At 74.0% G+C, this 12469-nt stretch carries 15 protein-coding genes; 7 read left to right on the plus strand and 8 right to left on the minus strand.

Annotated elements, in window-relative coordinates; translation table 11 throughout:
* The first annotated feature begins 20 nt into the window (after positions 1–20).
* Entirely contained in the window at positions 21–512 is a 492-nt protein-coding gene (locus tag FHU28_RS32160; RefSeq protein WP_184689013.1) for a hypothetical protein, read from the plus strand.
* A 38-nt stretch (positions 513–550) separates the two neighbouring features.
* On the plus strand, positions 551–2794 hold the full coding sequence (locus FHU28_RS32165; protein WP_184689015.1) for an AAA family ATPase: 2244 nt from the start codon (positions 551–553) through the stop codon (positions 2792–2794).
* A gap of 16 nt (positions 2795–2810) precedes the next feature.
* Here the strand turns inward: FHU28_RS32165 and FHU28_RS32170 are convergent, their stop codons facing one another.
* The 4 genes from FHU28_RS32170 to FHU28_RS32185 all read right to left on the minus strand — a co-directional run bounded on the left by FHU28_RS32170 (position 2811) and on the right by FHU28_RS32185 (position 5982).
* Complete coding sequence (locus tag FHU28_RS32170) at positions 2811–3848, minus strand: SRPBCC family protein (protein WP_184689017.1); 1038 nt, start codon at positions 3846–3848, stop codon at positions 2811–2813.
* 2 nt (positions 3849–3850) lie between these two features.
* Complete coding sequence (locus FHU28_RS32175) at positions 3851–4258, minus strand: hypothetical protein (RefSeq protein WP_184689019.1); 408 nt, start codon at positions 4256–4258, stop codon at positions 3851–3853.
* Positions 4259–4419: 161 nt separating this feature from the next.
* Positions 4420–4929 (minus strand): GNAT family N-acetyltransferase, encoded by a 510-nt coding sequence (locus FHU28_RS32180; protein WP_184689021.1) that lies wholly within the window; start codon positions 4927–4929, stop codon positions 4420–4422.
* A 150-nt stretch (positions 4930–5079) separates the two neighbouring features.
* Positions 5080–5982: a hypothetical protein gene (locus FHU28_RS32185; RefSeq protein WP_184689023.1), complete on the minus strand. Its 903-nt coding sequence runs from the start codon at positions 5980–5982 to the stop codon at positions 5080–5082.
* A 152-nt stretch (positions 5983–6134) separates the two neighbouring features.
* On the opposite strand from FHU28_RS32185, the gene FHU28_RS32190 reads away from it, so the two are divergent.
* Complete coding sequence (locus tag FHU28_RS32190) at positions 6135–6347, plus strand: hypothetical protein (protein WP_073829150.1); 213 nt, start codon at positions 6135–6137, stop codon at positions 6345–6347.
* 6 nt (positions 6348–6353) lie between these two features.
* On the opposite strand, the gene FHU28_RS32195 is transcribed toward FHU28_RS32190, so the two are convergent.
* The 4 genes from FHU28_RS32195 to FHU28_RS32210 all read right to left on the minus strand — a co-directional run bounded on the left by FHU28_RS32195 (position 6354) and on the right by FHU28_RS32210 (position 9877).
* Positions 6354–6791, minus strand: coding sequence for a DUF3263 domain-containing protein (locus FHU28_RS32195; protein ID WP_184689025.1), 438 nt, complete (start codon positions 6789–6791; stop codon positions 6354–6356).
* A 138-nt stretch (positions 6792–6929) separates the two neighbouring features.
* Positions 6930–7943 carry an ABC transporter permease subunit gene (locus tag FHU28_RS32200; protein ID WP_184689027.1) on the minus strand — a complete coding sequence of 338 codons (1014 nt, stop codon included), beginning with the start codon at positions 7941–7943 and terminating at the stop codon, positions 6930–6932.
* Positions 7940–8938, minus strand: coding sequence for an ATP-binding cassette domain-containing protein (locus tag FHU28_RS32205; protein WP_311773492.1), 999 nt, complete (start codon positions 8936–8938; stop codon positions 7940–7942). Before FHU28_RS32205 ends, FHU28_RS32200 begins: the two co-directional genes overlap by 4 nt.
* A gap of 153 nt (positions 8939–9091) precedes the next feature.
* Positions 9092–9877 (minus strand): DeoR/GlpR family DNA-binding transcription regulator, encoded by a 786-nt coding sequence (locus tag FHU28_RS32210; protein WP_073829154.1) that lies wholly within the window; start codon positions 9875–9877, stop codon positions 9092–9094.
* A 198-nt stretch (positions 9878–10075) separates the two neighbouring features.
* Between FHU28_RS32210 and FHU28_RS32215 the strand changes: the two genes are divergently transcribed.
* From FHU28_RS32215 to FHU28_RS32230, 4 genes are all read left to right on the plus strand, one after another.
* Positions 10076–11005, plus strand: a complete 930-nt coding sequence (locus FHU28_RS32215) for an SIS domain-containing protein (RefSeq protein WP_184679688.1) — start codon at positions 10076–10078, stop codon at positions 11003–11005.
* Positions 11002–11202: a hypothetical protein gene (locus tag FHU28_RS32220; protein ID WP_184679689.1), complete on the plus strand. Its 201-nt coding sequence runs from the start codon at positions 11002–11004 to the stop codon at positions 11200–11202. Before FHU28_RS32215 ends, FHU28_RS32220 begins: the two co-directional genes overlap by 4 nt.
* Positions 11199–12131: an ROK family protein gene (locus FHU28_RS32225; protein WP_184679690.1), complete on the plus strand. Its 933-nt coding sequence runs from the start codon at positions 11199–11201 to the stop codon at positions 12129–12131. The genes FHU28_RS32220 and FHU28_RS32225 overlap by 4 nt, the downstream gene beginning before the upstream one ends.
* Positions 12128–12469 (plus strand): amidohydrolase family protein (locus tag FHU28_RS32230; RefSeq protein WP_184689030.1); only part of this gene is annotated, 342 nt, incomplete at its 3' end. The genes FHU28_RS32225 and FHU28_RS32230, both read left to right, overlap by 4 nt.

Below are 12469 nucleotides of genomic sequence, written 5' to 3' on the forward strand. Positions count from 1 at the left end.
CTGGCGAAGGGGTGGACGCCATGAGAGGTGATCTGGACGAGACACTGGCCCGGATGGCGCGACGCGAAGAGGCGATGCGCCGACGGGCGCCCGGCGAACCGGCCGGGAGGGCCGACCAGGACGTGCCCCTGGAGGAGCTGCCGGCCGAGCCGGCCAACGGGCGGGCGGGGCACGGCGCGTACCGGCTGCGGGGCGGCCCGGCGCCGGCGCGGCGTGACCCGGTCGAGGAGGTCGCCGAGGCGGTCCGGCGGGTCGTGGCCGATCACCCCGGGGTCGCCGTCACGCTCCGGGTGGAGCTGGGCGACCAGGCGTACCCGCTGCGGGTCTCCTGGTCGGGCCCCGCGGTCACGGTCGGCCCGGCCACGGCGCCGACGCCCCCACCGGCGTGGCCCATGTCGGTGAAGACGGTGCCCGCACCCGGCCAGGACTCGCTCGAGTCGGACCCGGCGGCCCGGCTGGCGGAGATGATCCGGCGGGATCCCTCGTTGCTGGACGGCCCGGACCCGCGCTGAGGCGGCACCGGCGTGGTCACGGCGGCTACTGTCGGCGGGTGGCGGAACCCGACCTGACCCTGACCGCGACGCTGCGGCCGGCCGCGCTCGACGCCCGCCGCGGCGTGGTACGCCTGCACCCGGAGGTGCTCACCGCGCTGGCGCTGCGCCCCGGCGACCCGGTGCGGCTGACCGGCCGCCGGACGACAGCCGGCATCGCTGCCGCTGCCGACCCGAACACCAGCGACGTCCTGCTGCACGCCGACGACCTGCTGCTCGGCAACCTCGGGCTGCGGGCCGGCGGCCAGGTGACGGTGAGCCCGCTGCCGGCCACCCCGGCGCGCCGGCTCACGCTGGCCGGCCCGGCCGCGGTGGTCGCCGCGGTCCCGCCGGAGATGCTGCGGCTCGCGCTGCTGGGCAAGGTCGTCACCCCCGGCGACGACGTCTCGCTGCTGCCGCAGGACGTGCTCCCGGACGCCGCCGTGCGCGGCCTGATCGAGGCCGCGCGGCGCAGTCTCGCCAGTTCCGTCGGGTACGCCTGGACCAGCACGCTGCTCAACGTCGTGTCCGCCGAGCCGACGACCGGCGCGCTCGTCACCATGGACACGGTGGTGGGCTGGGAGCACGGTCCGGCCACCCGAGGCTCCGGGCCGGTGTCCCCGGCCCCGGGCGCGCCCGTCTCCGCTTCCTCGGCCGCGCCGGCCGGGACGGAACAGGCCGAGGGCCTGCTCGGCCCGGAGGACGCCCCCGACGTCGACGAGCTGCCCGGCCTGCGTGCCCAGGCCGAGGAGCTGACCGAGCTGCTGGACCTGGGCTTCCACCACCGCGAGGTGCTGGGCCGGCTCGGCACCACCGTCTCGCTCGGCGTGCTGGTGGAGGGACCGGCGGGCTCGGGCAAGTCCGCGCTCGTGCGCGCCGTGGCCGCCCGGGTCGGCGCGGGTCTGCGCCCGCTCTGGGCACCGGAGCTGGCCGCGCTCACGAACGACGCCGCGGCCCGCAGACTCCGTGAGGCGGCGTCGGCGGTACGCGCCGGCGGACCGGCGGTGCTGCTGGTCACCGACGTGGAGGCGATCGCCCCGGCCGACGAGCCGGGTCCGCTGGCGACCGTGTTCCGGCAGGTGGTCGCCGAGACGCTGCGGGCCGGCGTGGCGGTGGTCTGCACCAGCGGGCGGCCCGAGGCGGTGGACCCGGGGCTGCGCGGCCCGGATCTGCTGGCGCTGCGGATCACCGTGCCGCTGCCCGACGCGGCGCTGCGCCGGGAACAGCTGACGGTGCTCACCCGGCAGGTGCCGCTGGCCGACGACGTCCGGCTGGACGAGGTGGCCGGCCGTACCCCCGGGTTCGTCGCGGCGGACCTGGCGGCGCTCGTCCGCGAGGCCGGGGTGCGCGCGGCGCTGCGGCAGAAGACGGCGGAGACGCCGACGGTGGCGATGCCGGACTTCACCGAGGCGCTGGAGGTGGTCCGGCCGACGACCATGTCCGCGTCCACGCTGGAGCTGGCGTCGGTGACGCTCGACGACGTGGGCGGGCTGCACGACGTCAAGCAGACGCTCACCGAGTCGGTGCTCTGGCCGCTCACCTACCCGGACACGTTCGCCCGGCTGGGCGTGACGCCGCCGCGCGGCGTGCTGCTCTACGGCCCGCCCGGCTGCGGCAAGACCTATCTGGTGACCGCGCTGGCCGGGTCCGGGCGGGCGAACGTGTTGTCGGTGAAGGGTGCCGAGCTGCTCTCCAAGTGGGTGGGTGAGAGCGAGCGGGCGGTCCGGGAGTTGTTCCGCCGCGCCCGCCAGGCCGCGCCCACGCTCGTCTTCCTGGACGAGGTGGACGCGCTGGCCCCGGTGCGCGGGCAGGCCAGCGACGGCGGCACCACCGACCGGGTGGTGGCAGCGCTGCTCACCGAACTGGACGGGGTGGAGGCGCTGCGCAACGTGGTGGTGGTCGGCGCGACGAACCGGCCGGAGCTGGTCGACCCGGCGCTGCTGCGGCCCGGCCGGCTGGAACGCCTGGTCTACGTGCCGCCGCCGGACGGCCCGGCCCGCGCGGAGATCCTCCGCGCCGCCGCCCGGGGCGTACCGCTCGCTCCGGACGTCGACCTCGACGCGCTCGGCGCCGAGCTGGACGGCTTCTCCGCCGCCGACTGCACCGCGCTGGTACGGGAGGCGGCGCTCGCCGCCATGCGGGAGTCGCTCAACGCGAGCACTGTGACTGCGGCGCACGTCGGGGCGGCCCGTGACCGTGTCCGGCCGTCGCTGGACCCGGTGCAGCTCGCGCACCTGGAGTCGTACGCGGCCGGCCGGTCCTGACGGGCCGCCCTGGCGGTCAGCTCTCGTCGCGGCGGCGGGCGGCCGGGCGGCGGGGCCGCTCCGGGACGCGGCGGGAGCGGTCGGCGCGCGGCTCCCGCTGCTCGCGTACCGGCCGGCGGCGGGAGCGCTCCGGCTCCGTGAGGACCGGCTCGCCGGCATACTCGTCGTCGTCGAAGTCGTTGCCCTCGTCGTAGGCGGCGTACTCGTCGTCGGCCGGCCCGGCCTCTCCCCGCTCCTCCCGGAGCGCGGTCTCGTGGTCCTTGACGACCTGGGAGTCCTCGATCTCGCCGCGCCAGCCCTCGACCGCGTCCGGGTCGAGCACGGTCCGGGTCATCACGTGCCGGACGAAGTGCTTCAGCTCCAGCCGGACCCGGCGGCCCTGGGCCCGCCACAGGTTGCCGGTGTGCTCGAAGAAGCCCTGCGGGTGGTACTCCAGCACCACCAGGATCTTCGTCAGCTCCGGGCCGACCTCGTGGAAGCTGACGGTGCCGTCGACCGAGCCCTTCTCGCCCTTGGAGCGCCAGTGGATGAGCCGGTCCGGGATCTGCCGGACGATCGTCGACTCCCAGGTCCGGTGCGACCAGAGCACCTGCGCCTTCCAGGTCATCTTCTCGTCGTCGTCGCAGTCGGCCTGCTCGACCTTCTTCATGAAGCTCGGGAAGTCGCCGAACGTCGTCCACTGGTTGTAGGCGACCCGGACCGGCACGCCGACCTCGATGGTCTCGACGATGTTGGTGACCTTGAGCTTCCGGCCGCCGTCGCCGCCGCCCTTGCGACCGAACGCCGCCATCAGCTTCTCCTTACCGCCGGCCACGCCGGCATGGAACATGGCCTTCACGGGGGAGTTGCCCTCGGCGAGCTTCCGCGCGCCGGTGGCGGCGGCGACCAGGCCGGGATCGCCGCCCTGCTTGGCGTACTCGGTGAGTCGCCCGGTCGCGTCGGTGACCCGATCGCTGATCGCCTGCACGGCCCGTTCACCGAGCGCCGAGGCGAGGTTGCGCAGCTCGCCGCCGATCTCGTCGCGTACCCGGTCGGTCAGACTGGTCGTCGCCACGGTCACCGCCCCCGCTGCTGTCGATCCGGCGCGACGGGCTGCTCGTCCAGTTCCGGCTCCTCGTCCGGCGCGGAGCGCTCGGTGTCCGGCCGGTCCGGGCCGCTCCTGCGGCGCAGCACGTCGGCGCCGTCGCGCAGCCGTCCGCCGATCGCGTCGATGCCGCCGCCGGCGGCGGCGGTCGCCGCGGCCCGCCCGGCCGCCACGAGCGGCGGCCCGAGCCCGCCGAGGTTGCGCAACTGCGGACTGGCGCCCATCAGGTCCGCGCCGAGTTGCCTGATGCCGCCCGGGCGCTGGCTGGCCCGCCCGGCGGCGACCGCCGCGGCGAGCGTCAGCGCGGTACGCATCTTCTTCCGGCGACCCAGCAGGTAGCCGAAGCCCACCGCCAGTGCCACCCGTGCTCCGCTTTTCATCCGCTCTCCTCCGCACTCCCCCGGGATGCGAACGCGATCCCGGAGAGGCGGGCAGTACCCGTCACCCCATTGGCAAAACATTTCCTCGGGGGAACGGAAAAGGCGGCCGAAACCTCGCAGCGAGCACTAGTGAGCAGCAAGAACGCAATCTGGTACGGGCGTCAGCGGATCGGCAGCGCCGAATCGAGGCACATTCGGGCGTGCACTTTTCCGCCCTCCTCGCGCAATTCCGCACCGCATTTCCGTAACACCGACAGCGCGCCCGTGTTGTCCGGCGTGGTATCCGCGACCACCGTGTGCATCCCGGCGGCCGCCGCGGTGTGCAGCAGCTGCCGCAGCGCGGCGGCGCCCAGACCCCGGCCCCGGGCCGAGCGGCCCAGCCACATGCCCGTCTCCACGGTGCCGGGCTCGTCCCGGCGGGTCATCCGGACCATGCCGACCACCTCGCCGCCGGAGACGATGGCGTACATGGCCGTGCGGGTCGGGCCGTTGATTCCACCGAGGCTCGCCCGGTGGAATTCACGGAACGCGTCCCGGCGGGCGAGCGACCAGCCCGCGGGCGCCTGCACCGGAGGCATCACGTCCTCCGGTTCCGCCTCCGCCGCCGCTACGGAGAGCAACGGTTCCAGGTTCCGCTCGTCCACCGGCTCCAGCCGTACCGCACCCGTCACGAGGCGCAGTCTGCCGCTACCCGTCCGGTCCGTCCACCCCTTTGGGCCCGGATTGCCGCTATGGCCGACCGCCTCGGCCGGTCGTACCCCCGGGGTGTTCCGCCTCACGCTGCGTTGTCATCCGACCGGGTCGTTCGGGCGTGAGCGTGCTCACGCCGAAGGGGCGAACTCGCACAGCACCACCGAGGCGTCGTCGGTGCGCTTGCGCCGCCGCAATCGCTCCGGGTGGTCCCGCTCGGCCGCCCGGACCCGGTCGATCAGTCCCTCCGGCCCCTCCACTGTCGCCACCTCCAGCAGCCCGGCCCAGTCGAAGAGACCGAACTGCTCGACGGCGCAGGAGGCACCGTCACTGAGCAGCGCGGCTCGGCGCAGCGCGTCCGGCCCGCTCAGCGGGACCGTCCCGGTCACCGCGTGGTACGCCGCGTCCGGGTCGCTCGCCGCCGTCCAGTAGCCGTGGGTGCGGTTCATCCGGGTCCGCTGCGCTGTCGTCGCCCGCCGGAACCAGGTCGCCGGGTCGGTCTCGCCGTCGGGCAGCGCGGCGGCGCTGCGGCGCAGGTCCGCCACGGCGGCCTCCAGCCGGTCGTCGGTGATCACCTCGATCCCGCCTCCGGTGTCGAGCACCAGCGGGCTGTCGCAGAGCACCAGGTAGTCGGCCCGGTCGCCACTTTCCCGCAGCAGGCAGACCGTCGACGACGGGGTACCCGGATGGTCGAGGTCGCAGGCCCCGCCGTGGTCGGCCCGGACCGCGAGGATCGCCGCCGCCAGGCTGCTCATCAGCGTGGCCGCGGGCCGGGCCGCGATCGCCAGGCCGATCCGGGCGGCGAGGTGCCGGACGTACCAGGCGGGACCGTGCACGCATCCGGTGTCGAAGCCGTCCGGCACGGTGGCCCCGTCGAGGACGCCGACGAGCGGACCGAAGCGGAAGACCACGTCCTCGTTCTCCGGGCGTCCCGGCGCCGGGTCGGAGGCGGAACGCACCCGCATCGTCGGCGCCTCCCCGACCGGGCGGGCCGGTCGGCTGCCGATCGCGTACCGGCGGTCTGGTGCCCCCATCGTGTCCTCCGTTCGTCGCCGTCAGCCGCCTACCCGCGCGCCGCCGGGCCATCCGCGGCGCGACCCCGATCGTGACAACCGACCGTCACCTACTCCGGACTTTCGGTAGCGTCGGACGCGACCGGGTCGGTCCCGGCGACAGGGGGTTGGGGATGTTGGAACGGTTGCACGAAGGGGGCATCCGGGCGGAGCACGCGTACCTCGCCGGATTCCTCAGCATCGGCCTCTCGGTCACCAGCTGGTTCCTCTCCAAGCACATGGAGCGCGCCGGAGTGGCGCGGGCGGACCGCTGGGGCATCTTCATCGGCGAGTGGGCGCCGACGTTCTTCGCCATCGGCAACGGGCTGCGCACGTACGAGAAGTGAGGCGGGTCAGCGGCGCCGGTTGCGGGCCCGGGACGAGCGGAGCCGGCGCAGCCGGCCGACGAGAACCGGCTCGGCGGCAAGCGCGGCCGGGTGGTCGAGCAGCGCGTTGAGCAGCTGGTAGTAGCGGGTCGCGGAGAGCCCGAACGTGTCCCGGATGGCCTGCTCCTTGGCCCCGGCGTGCTTCCACCACTGCGCCTCGAAGGCGAGGATGCGCTGCTCCCGCTCGGTGAGACCGGGCGGCGTCACCGCTTCCGGCGCGGCCTGCCCGACCGGCGCGATCGACTCGGGCTCGGCCGCTGGCCCGGCCTCGGGCGGCGGGGTGGACTCGACGGGCGGGGCGGTCCGGGGTGGCGGAACGGTCCCGCCCGCGTGGCGCGTACCCGCTGTCGGCCCCGGCGGCCCCGGCCGGTCGACGGCGGCCCGGTGTGAGGCGTCGGCGGACATGGCGCTCCTCTCCGGCGGCGGGTGACCGGCAGGCGGAGACGCGCGCCGGCCGGGGGGACCCCAGCGTAACCAGGGCCGCCCCCGGCCGCATCGGACGCGGGGTCCGCGCCGCCGGCCGGGCCGGCGGCGCGGACGAGGTCAGGAGATGTCGCGCCGGCGCATGGTCCAGAACGCGGCGGCCACGGCTGCCACCAGGGCCACCCCGAACACCACAGCCGACTGTTCCCACGTGACCACGTACTTGGCAGGCTCGCAGGCGCCCTGGGTGAACTGGCAGGTGTCGTAGTCGTACAGCTCCGCCTGCTTCAGGAACCACGACTGGGCGTACGTGGAGAGCACGTACCGGTCCCCGAACTGGACCCCCAGAATCGACACGGCGATCCGGATGCCGATCTCGCTCACCGCGAAGATCCCCACCGCCGCACCGAGCGCCATCGCGGTGTGCCGGCCCAGTGAGGCCAGCGCGAACCCGACCGCCGCCACGACGAGTGTCAACCCCAGCGCCCGCAGCCCGTCCAGCCCGATCGAACGCCAGGCTCCGGCGGTCATCCCCACGGTGGTGCCGCGCTGGCTGCCGATCACCCAGAACACCGCCGTCCAGATCGCGCCGAGCACCACTGTCAGGCCGAACACGGTGGTGAGCAGGGCGGCCAGCTTGGTGCTCAGCACGGCGAGCCGTTTCGGTCGCCAGAGCAGCAGGTTCATCATCCCGCCGGTGTTCCACTCGGCGCCCACGAAGGAGGCGCCGACGATGAAGGCGAACAGTGCCACGGAGGCGGCGAACACGGCGATGAACATGGGGAACTCGGCCCGGAAGTCGAACTGGTAGGGCAGGTTCCATTTCGGGTCGAACATGTCCGGCTGCGGCTGGTAGTCCTTGCCGCAGTTCGGGCCGTACCGTTCCTCGGTCTGCTCACCGCGGGCCTGCGCGGCCTCGCACTCCGTGATCGTGCGCTTCCACTCCTCCGTCGCCCGCTGGTACTGGGCCCGGGAGTCGGCCTCCGCCGCCGCCACCACCGTCGGCGAGAGCTTCTGGCTGGAGAAGCTGAACGCCGTGGCCACGGTGGCCAGGCCGACGAGCAGCAGGACGAGCATGAGCCGGGTCAGCCGGCGCTTGCCGAGCCGGCGCAGCTCGGTGACGAACAGGCTCATGCGCCCCAACCTCCTGCGGTACCGGTCTGGTCGACCTTGGCGGACTGATCGACCTGCCGGTGCTGGCCGGGAACCGGCGCGGTGGCGGTCAGTTCCAGGAAGACGCTCTCCAGGTCGACGGCGACCGGGGTGAGCTCGCTGACGTACAGGCCCTGCTCGGCGAGGAGCCGGCTGACAGTGGCGGGCTTGTCCACTCCGGACAACAGCAGGTGGTCCGGCTCGGCGGCCACGCGGACCCCGGCCCGGCTGAGCGCGTCCGCGGCCTGGGGCAGGTCGCTGACCGCCTCCAGGCGTACCCGCACGGCGCCCTGGGAATGGGCCGCGAGCACCTGCTCGACCGGCCCGAACGCGACCCGGCGGCCGAGCGAGATGATGGTGACCGAGTCGCAGATCAGCTGGATCTCACCGAGGATGTGGCTGGAGAGCACCACCGTCATGCCGCTCTCGGACAGTTCCCGCATCAGCCCGCGCATCTCCCGGATGCCGCCCGGGTCGAGGCCGTTGGCGGGCTCGTCGAGGATCAGCAGCTTGGGGTTCTTGAGCAGCGCGGAGGCGACGGCCAGTCGCTGCTTCATGCCGAGCGAGTAGGTCTTGACCCGCTCGCCGGCCCGGTCGCGCAGCCCGACCAGTTCCAGCACCTCGTCGACGCGCTGCTTGGGCAGCTCGCCGGCTTGGGCGAGCAGGCCCAGGGTGTCCCGCGCGGAGAAGTTCGGGAAGAACTGCGGACTCTCCACGATGGCGCCGACCTGCCCGGCGACCGCCGGCAACGCGTGCGGCAGCTCCTGGCCGAGAATGGTCATCCGGCCGCCGTTGGGCCGGATCAGGCCGAGCAGCGTACGCAACGTGGTGGTCTTGCCCGACCCGTTCGGGCCGAGGAAGCCGTGCACCTGCCCGGCCTCGACTCGCATGTCGAAGCCGTCGAGCGCGTGGCGGACCCCGCGCTTCCGGCTCCGGTACGTCTTGCGGAGACCTTCGATCTCCAGGACAGCCGACACAGCTGACCTCCCCCGATAAGTAGGCGTCAGCGACACCATACGCGGTATGCACGCGAAGGCAATACCCGGTATGCAGTGTCGGCGTGTTGAGGCGTGTTAAAAGGGGGCCCCTCCTCTACCGCAGGCGTTAAGAAGGGGCCCTTCCTTGCGCCGTCAGGCGCAGACGACGTGCACGCCCGCCTCGCGGAACGCCGCCACCACGTCCGGGGACGCGCCGGAGTCGGTGACCAGCGTCTCCACCCGGTCCACCGCGCAGATCCTGGCGAACGCGTGCCCGCCCAGCTTCGAGGAATCAGCTATCACCACCACCCGCTTGGCGCGGGCGACCATGAGGCTGTTCATGGCCGCCTCCCCCTCGTGGTGCGCGGCGGCGCCGAGCTGCGGGTCGATCGCGTCCACGCCGAGCAGCGCGACGTCCAGGGTGACCTCGCGCAGCAGCGCCCCACCCAGCGGACCGACCAGCTCGAACGACTTGGGCCGGACCACGCCGCCGGCCACCACCACCTTCATCCGCGAGCGCACCAGCAGCTCGTTGGCGATGTTCAGCGCGTTGGTGACCACCGTGAGCTGGGCGCCCTCCGCGCTGGTGTTGAGGTCCGGGCGCACGGCCAGCGCCCGGGCGACCTCGGTGCTCGTGGTGCCGCCGTTGAGGCCGACCACGGTGCCCGGGGAGACGAGCGCGGCGGCCGCCGTGCCGATCCGCTGCTTCTCGGCCGAGTGCTTAGCGGTCTTGTAGCGCAGCGGCAGGTCGTAGGAGACGCCGTTGGCGACCGCGCCACCCCTGGTCCGGGTGATCATCTGCTGCTGGGCGAGCTGGTCGAAGTCGCGCCGAATGGTGGCCTGGGAGACGTCCAGCCGGTCGGCCGCCTCCTCGACGGTGACCCGGCCGCTGTCGGTCAGCATCTCCAGCAGCGCGTTCCAGCGCGCGTAGCGGTCCACCGCGGGGGCCTCCCCTGACTATGCGTGAACGGTGATCGGTTGCGTGCACACTAGTGCGCGAAACTCAGTCCGCGCAAAAGCCTTCGCTGCGCGAACTTGGAGACAGTTGCCACAACCACGCCACTTCGCGCAGAATGACGCGCGAAAGACGGCAGTATCGCGCCGTATTGCGCAAGGTTTTCTCGGCGAGGAGTTGTCATGGCGTACGTGCACGCGGAGATCGCGAGCCAGCCCGACTGCTGGCGGGAGGCGGCGCGACTCGCCCCGACCGTCGCCGAGCGCCTGCCGCGCCCCGGCGAGCGGGTAGCGGTGGTCGGTTGCGGCACGTCATGGTTCATGGCCATGGCGTACGCCGGGCTGCGCGAGGCCGCCGGCCACGGCGAGACCGACGCCTTCCAGGCCAGCGAGTTCCCCACCGGCCGCCACTACGACCGGCTCATCGCGATCACCCGCTCCGGCACCACCACCGAGGTGCTCGACCTGCTCACCGCGCTGCGCGGGCGGATCCCCACCACGGTCCTGGTCGGCGACCCGGACTCGGCCGCCGTCGCGACGGCCGACGCCACTGTCGCGCTGCCTTTCGCCGACGAACGGTCGGTGGTGCAGACCCGCTTCGCCACCACCGCGCTCGCGCTGCTGCGCGCCCACCTCGGCGAGGACCTCAGCCGGCTGGCCGCCGACGCGGAGGTGGCCGTCCGGGCCCCGCTGCCGATCGACCCGGCCGGCATCGAGCAGGTCACCTTCCTCGGCCGCGGCTGGACCGTCGGGCTGGCCCAGGAGGCCGCGCTGAAGTGCCGCGAGGCGGCCACGTTCTGGGCCGAGGCGTACCCGGCCATGGACTACCGGCACGGCCCGATCTCGGTCGCCGCCCCCGGCCGGCTGGTGTGGGCGCTCGGCGAGATCCCGGACGGCCTGCCCGAGGACGTGGCCGCCACCGGCGCCGCGTTCGTGCACAGCCGCACGCACGGCTGGCGCACGGTGCTGACGAGCTGGTCGGCCGGCCGCAACCCGGTCGACCCGATGGCCGACCTGATCCTGGCACAGCGCTTCGCTGTCGCGCTCGCGACCACCCGTGGCCTCGACCCGGACGCGCCGCGTCACCTGACCCGGTCCGTGGTCCTGGCATGAGCGAACGCACCGAGCGCAGCGAGGGCCGTGAGCGCATGCCCAGCCAGCACGGCATGAGCGAACGCACCGAGCGCAGCGAGGGCCGTGAGCGCATGCCCAGCCAGCACGGCATGAGCGAACGCACCGAGCGCAGCGAGGGCCGTGAGCGCATGCCCAGCCAGCACGGCATGAGCGAGCGAAGCGAGCCCACGGCGTGAGCTCGGGCGACGAGGTCGTCGTCGCGCTGGACGTGGGCGGCACCGGGATGAAGTGCGCCCTGGTCCGGCCGGACGGCACGACTGTGCACACCGAACGGCACGCCACCGACGCCCAGCGTGGACCGGAGGCCGTGGTCGGCACGATCCTCGACGTGGCCGAAGGACTGGCCGGCAAGGCCCGCGCCGACGGCCACACGCCGGTGGCCTGCGGCATCGCCGTACCCGGGGTGGTCGACGAGGCGCGCGGCGTGGCGGTCTGGTCGGCCAACGTGGGCTTCCGGGACGTACCCCTGCGGGAGCTGGCGCGCACGCGGCTCGGACTGCCCGCGGCGCTCGGCCACGACGTGCGCGTGGGCGGCCTGGCCGAGGCGCGGCTCGGGGCCGGGCGGGACGCCGGCCACGTGCTGTTCGTCGCGATCGGCACCGGCATCGCCGCCGCCCACGTGGTCGACGGGTCGGCCGCCACCGGCGCGCACGGCGCCGCCGGGGAGATCGGCCACATCCTGGTACGCCCCGGCGGCCCGCGCTGCGGATGCGGGCGGACCGGCTGCCTGGAGGCGGTGTCGTCGGCCTCGGCGATCGGACGCCGGTACGCCGAGCTGTCCGGCGCGCCCACCACCGCGGCCGAGGTGGCCGACCGGGCGGCCGCCGGTGAACCGCTCGCCGTCGAGGTGTGGCAGGAAGCGGTCGAGGCGCTCGCCGACGGACTCGCCACCGGGCAGGCGCTCTACGATGTGTCGACAGTGGTGCTCGGCGGCGGGCTGGCCCAGGCCGGTCCCCGGCTGTTCGACCCGCTGCGGCGGGCGTTGCGCGAGCGGCTGACGTTCCACCGCGAGCCGCGCCTGGTCGCGGCCGGCCTCGGGGACGAGGCCGGCTGCCTCGGCGCCGCCCTGCTGGCCCTGGACACCCTGGCGAAGGAGAGTCGATGACCCGGCGCGTGACCGGCAAGGTGGTGACCCCGACCGGCGTCGTCCGGCAGGGTTGCGTGGAGATCGCGGACGGGCGGATCACCGCCGTGGCCGAGTATCCGTCGGTGCGCGACGGGCACTGGATCGTGCCGGGCTTCGTGGACATGCACACCCACGGCGGCGGCGGGCACACGTTCACCACGGGTGACCCGGAGGCGGCGCGGCAGGCCGCCGCGTTCCACCTCGGGCACGGCACCACCACGCTGCTGGCCAGCCTGGTCAGTTCCCCGTTCGAGCTGATGCGCGACGCCGCCGCCGCCTACCGCCCGCTGGTGGAGGAGGGCGTGCTCGCCGGCGTC

This window comes from Micromonospora echinospora, assembly GCF_014203425.1.
In the GTDB taxonomy this organism is placed as follows: Bacteria; Actinomycetota; Actinomycetes; order Mycobacteriales; family Micromonosporaceae; genus Micromonospora; species Micromonospora echinospora_A.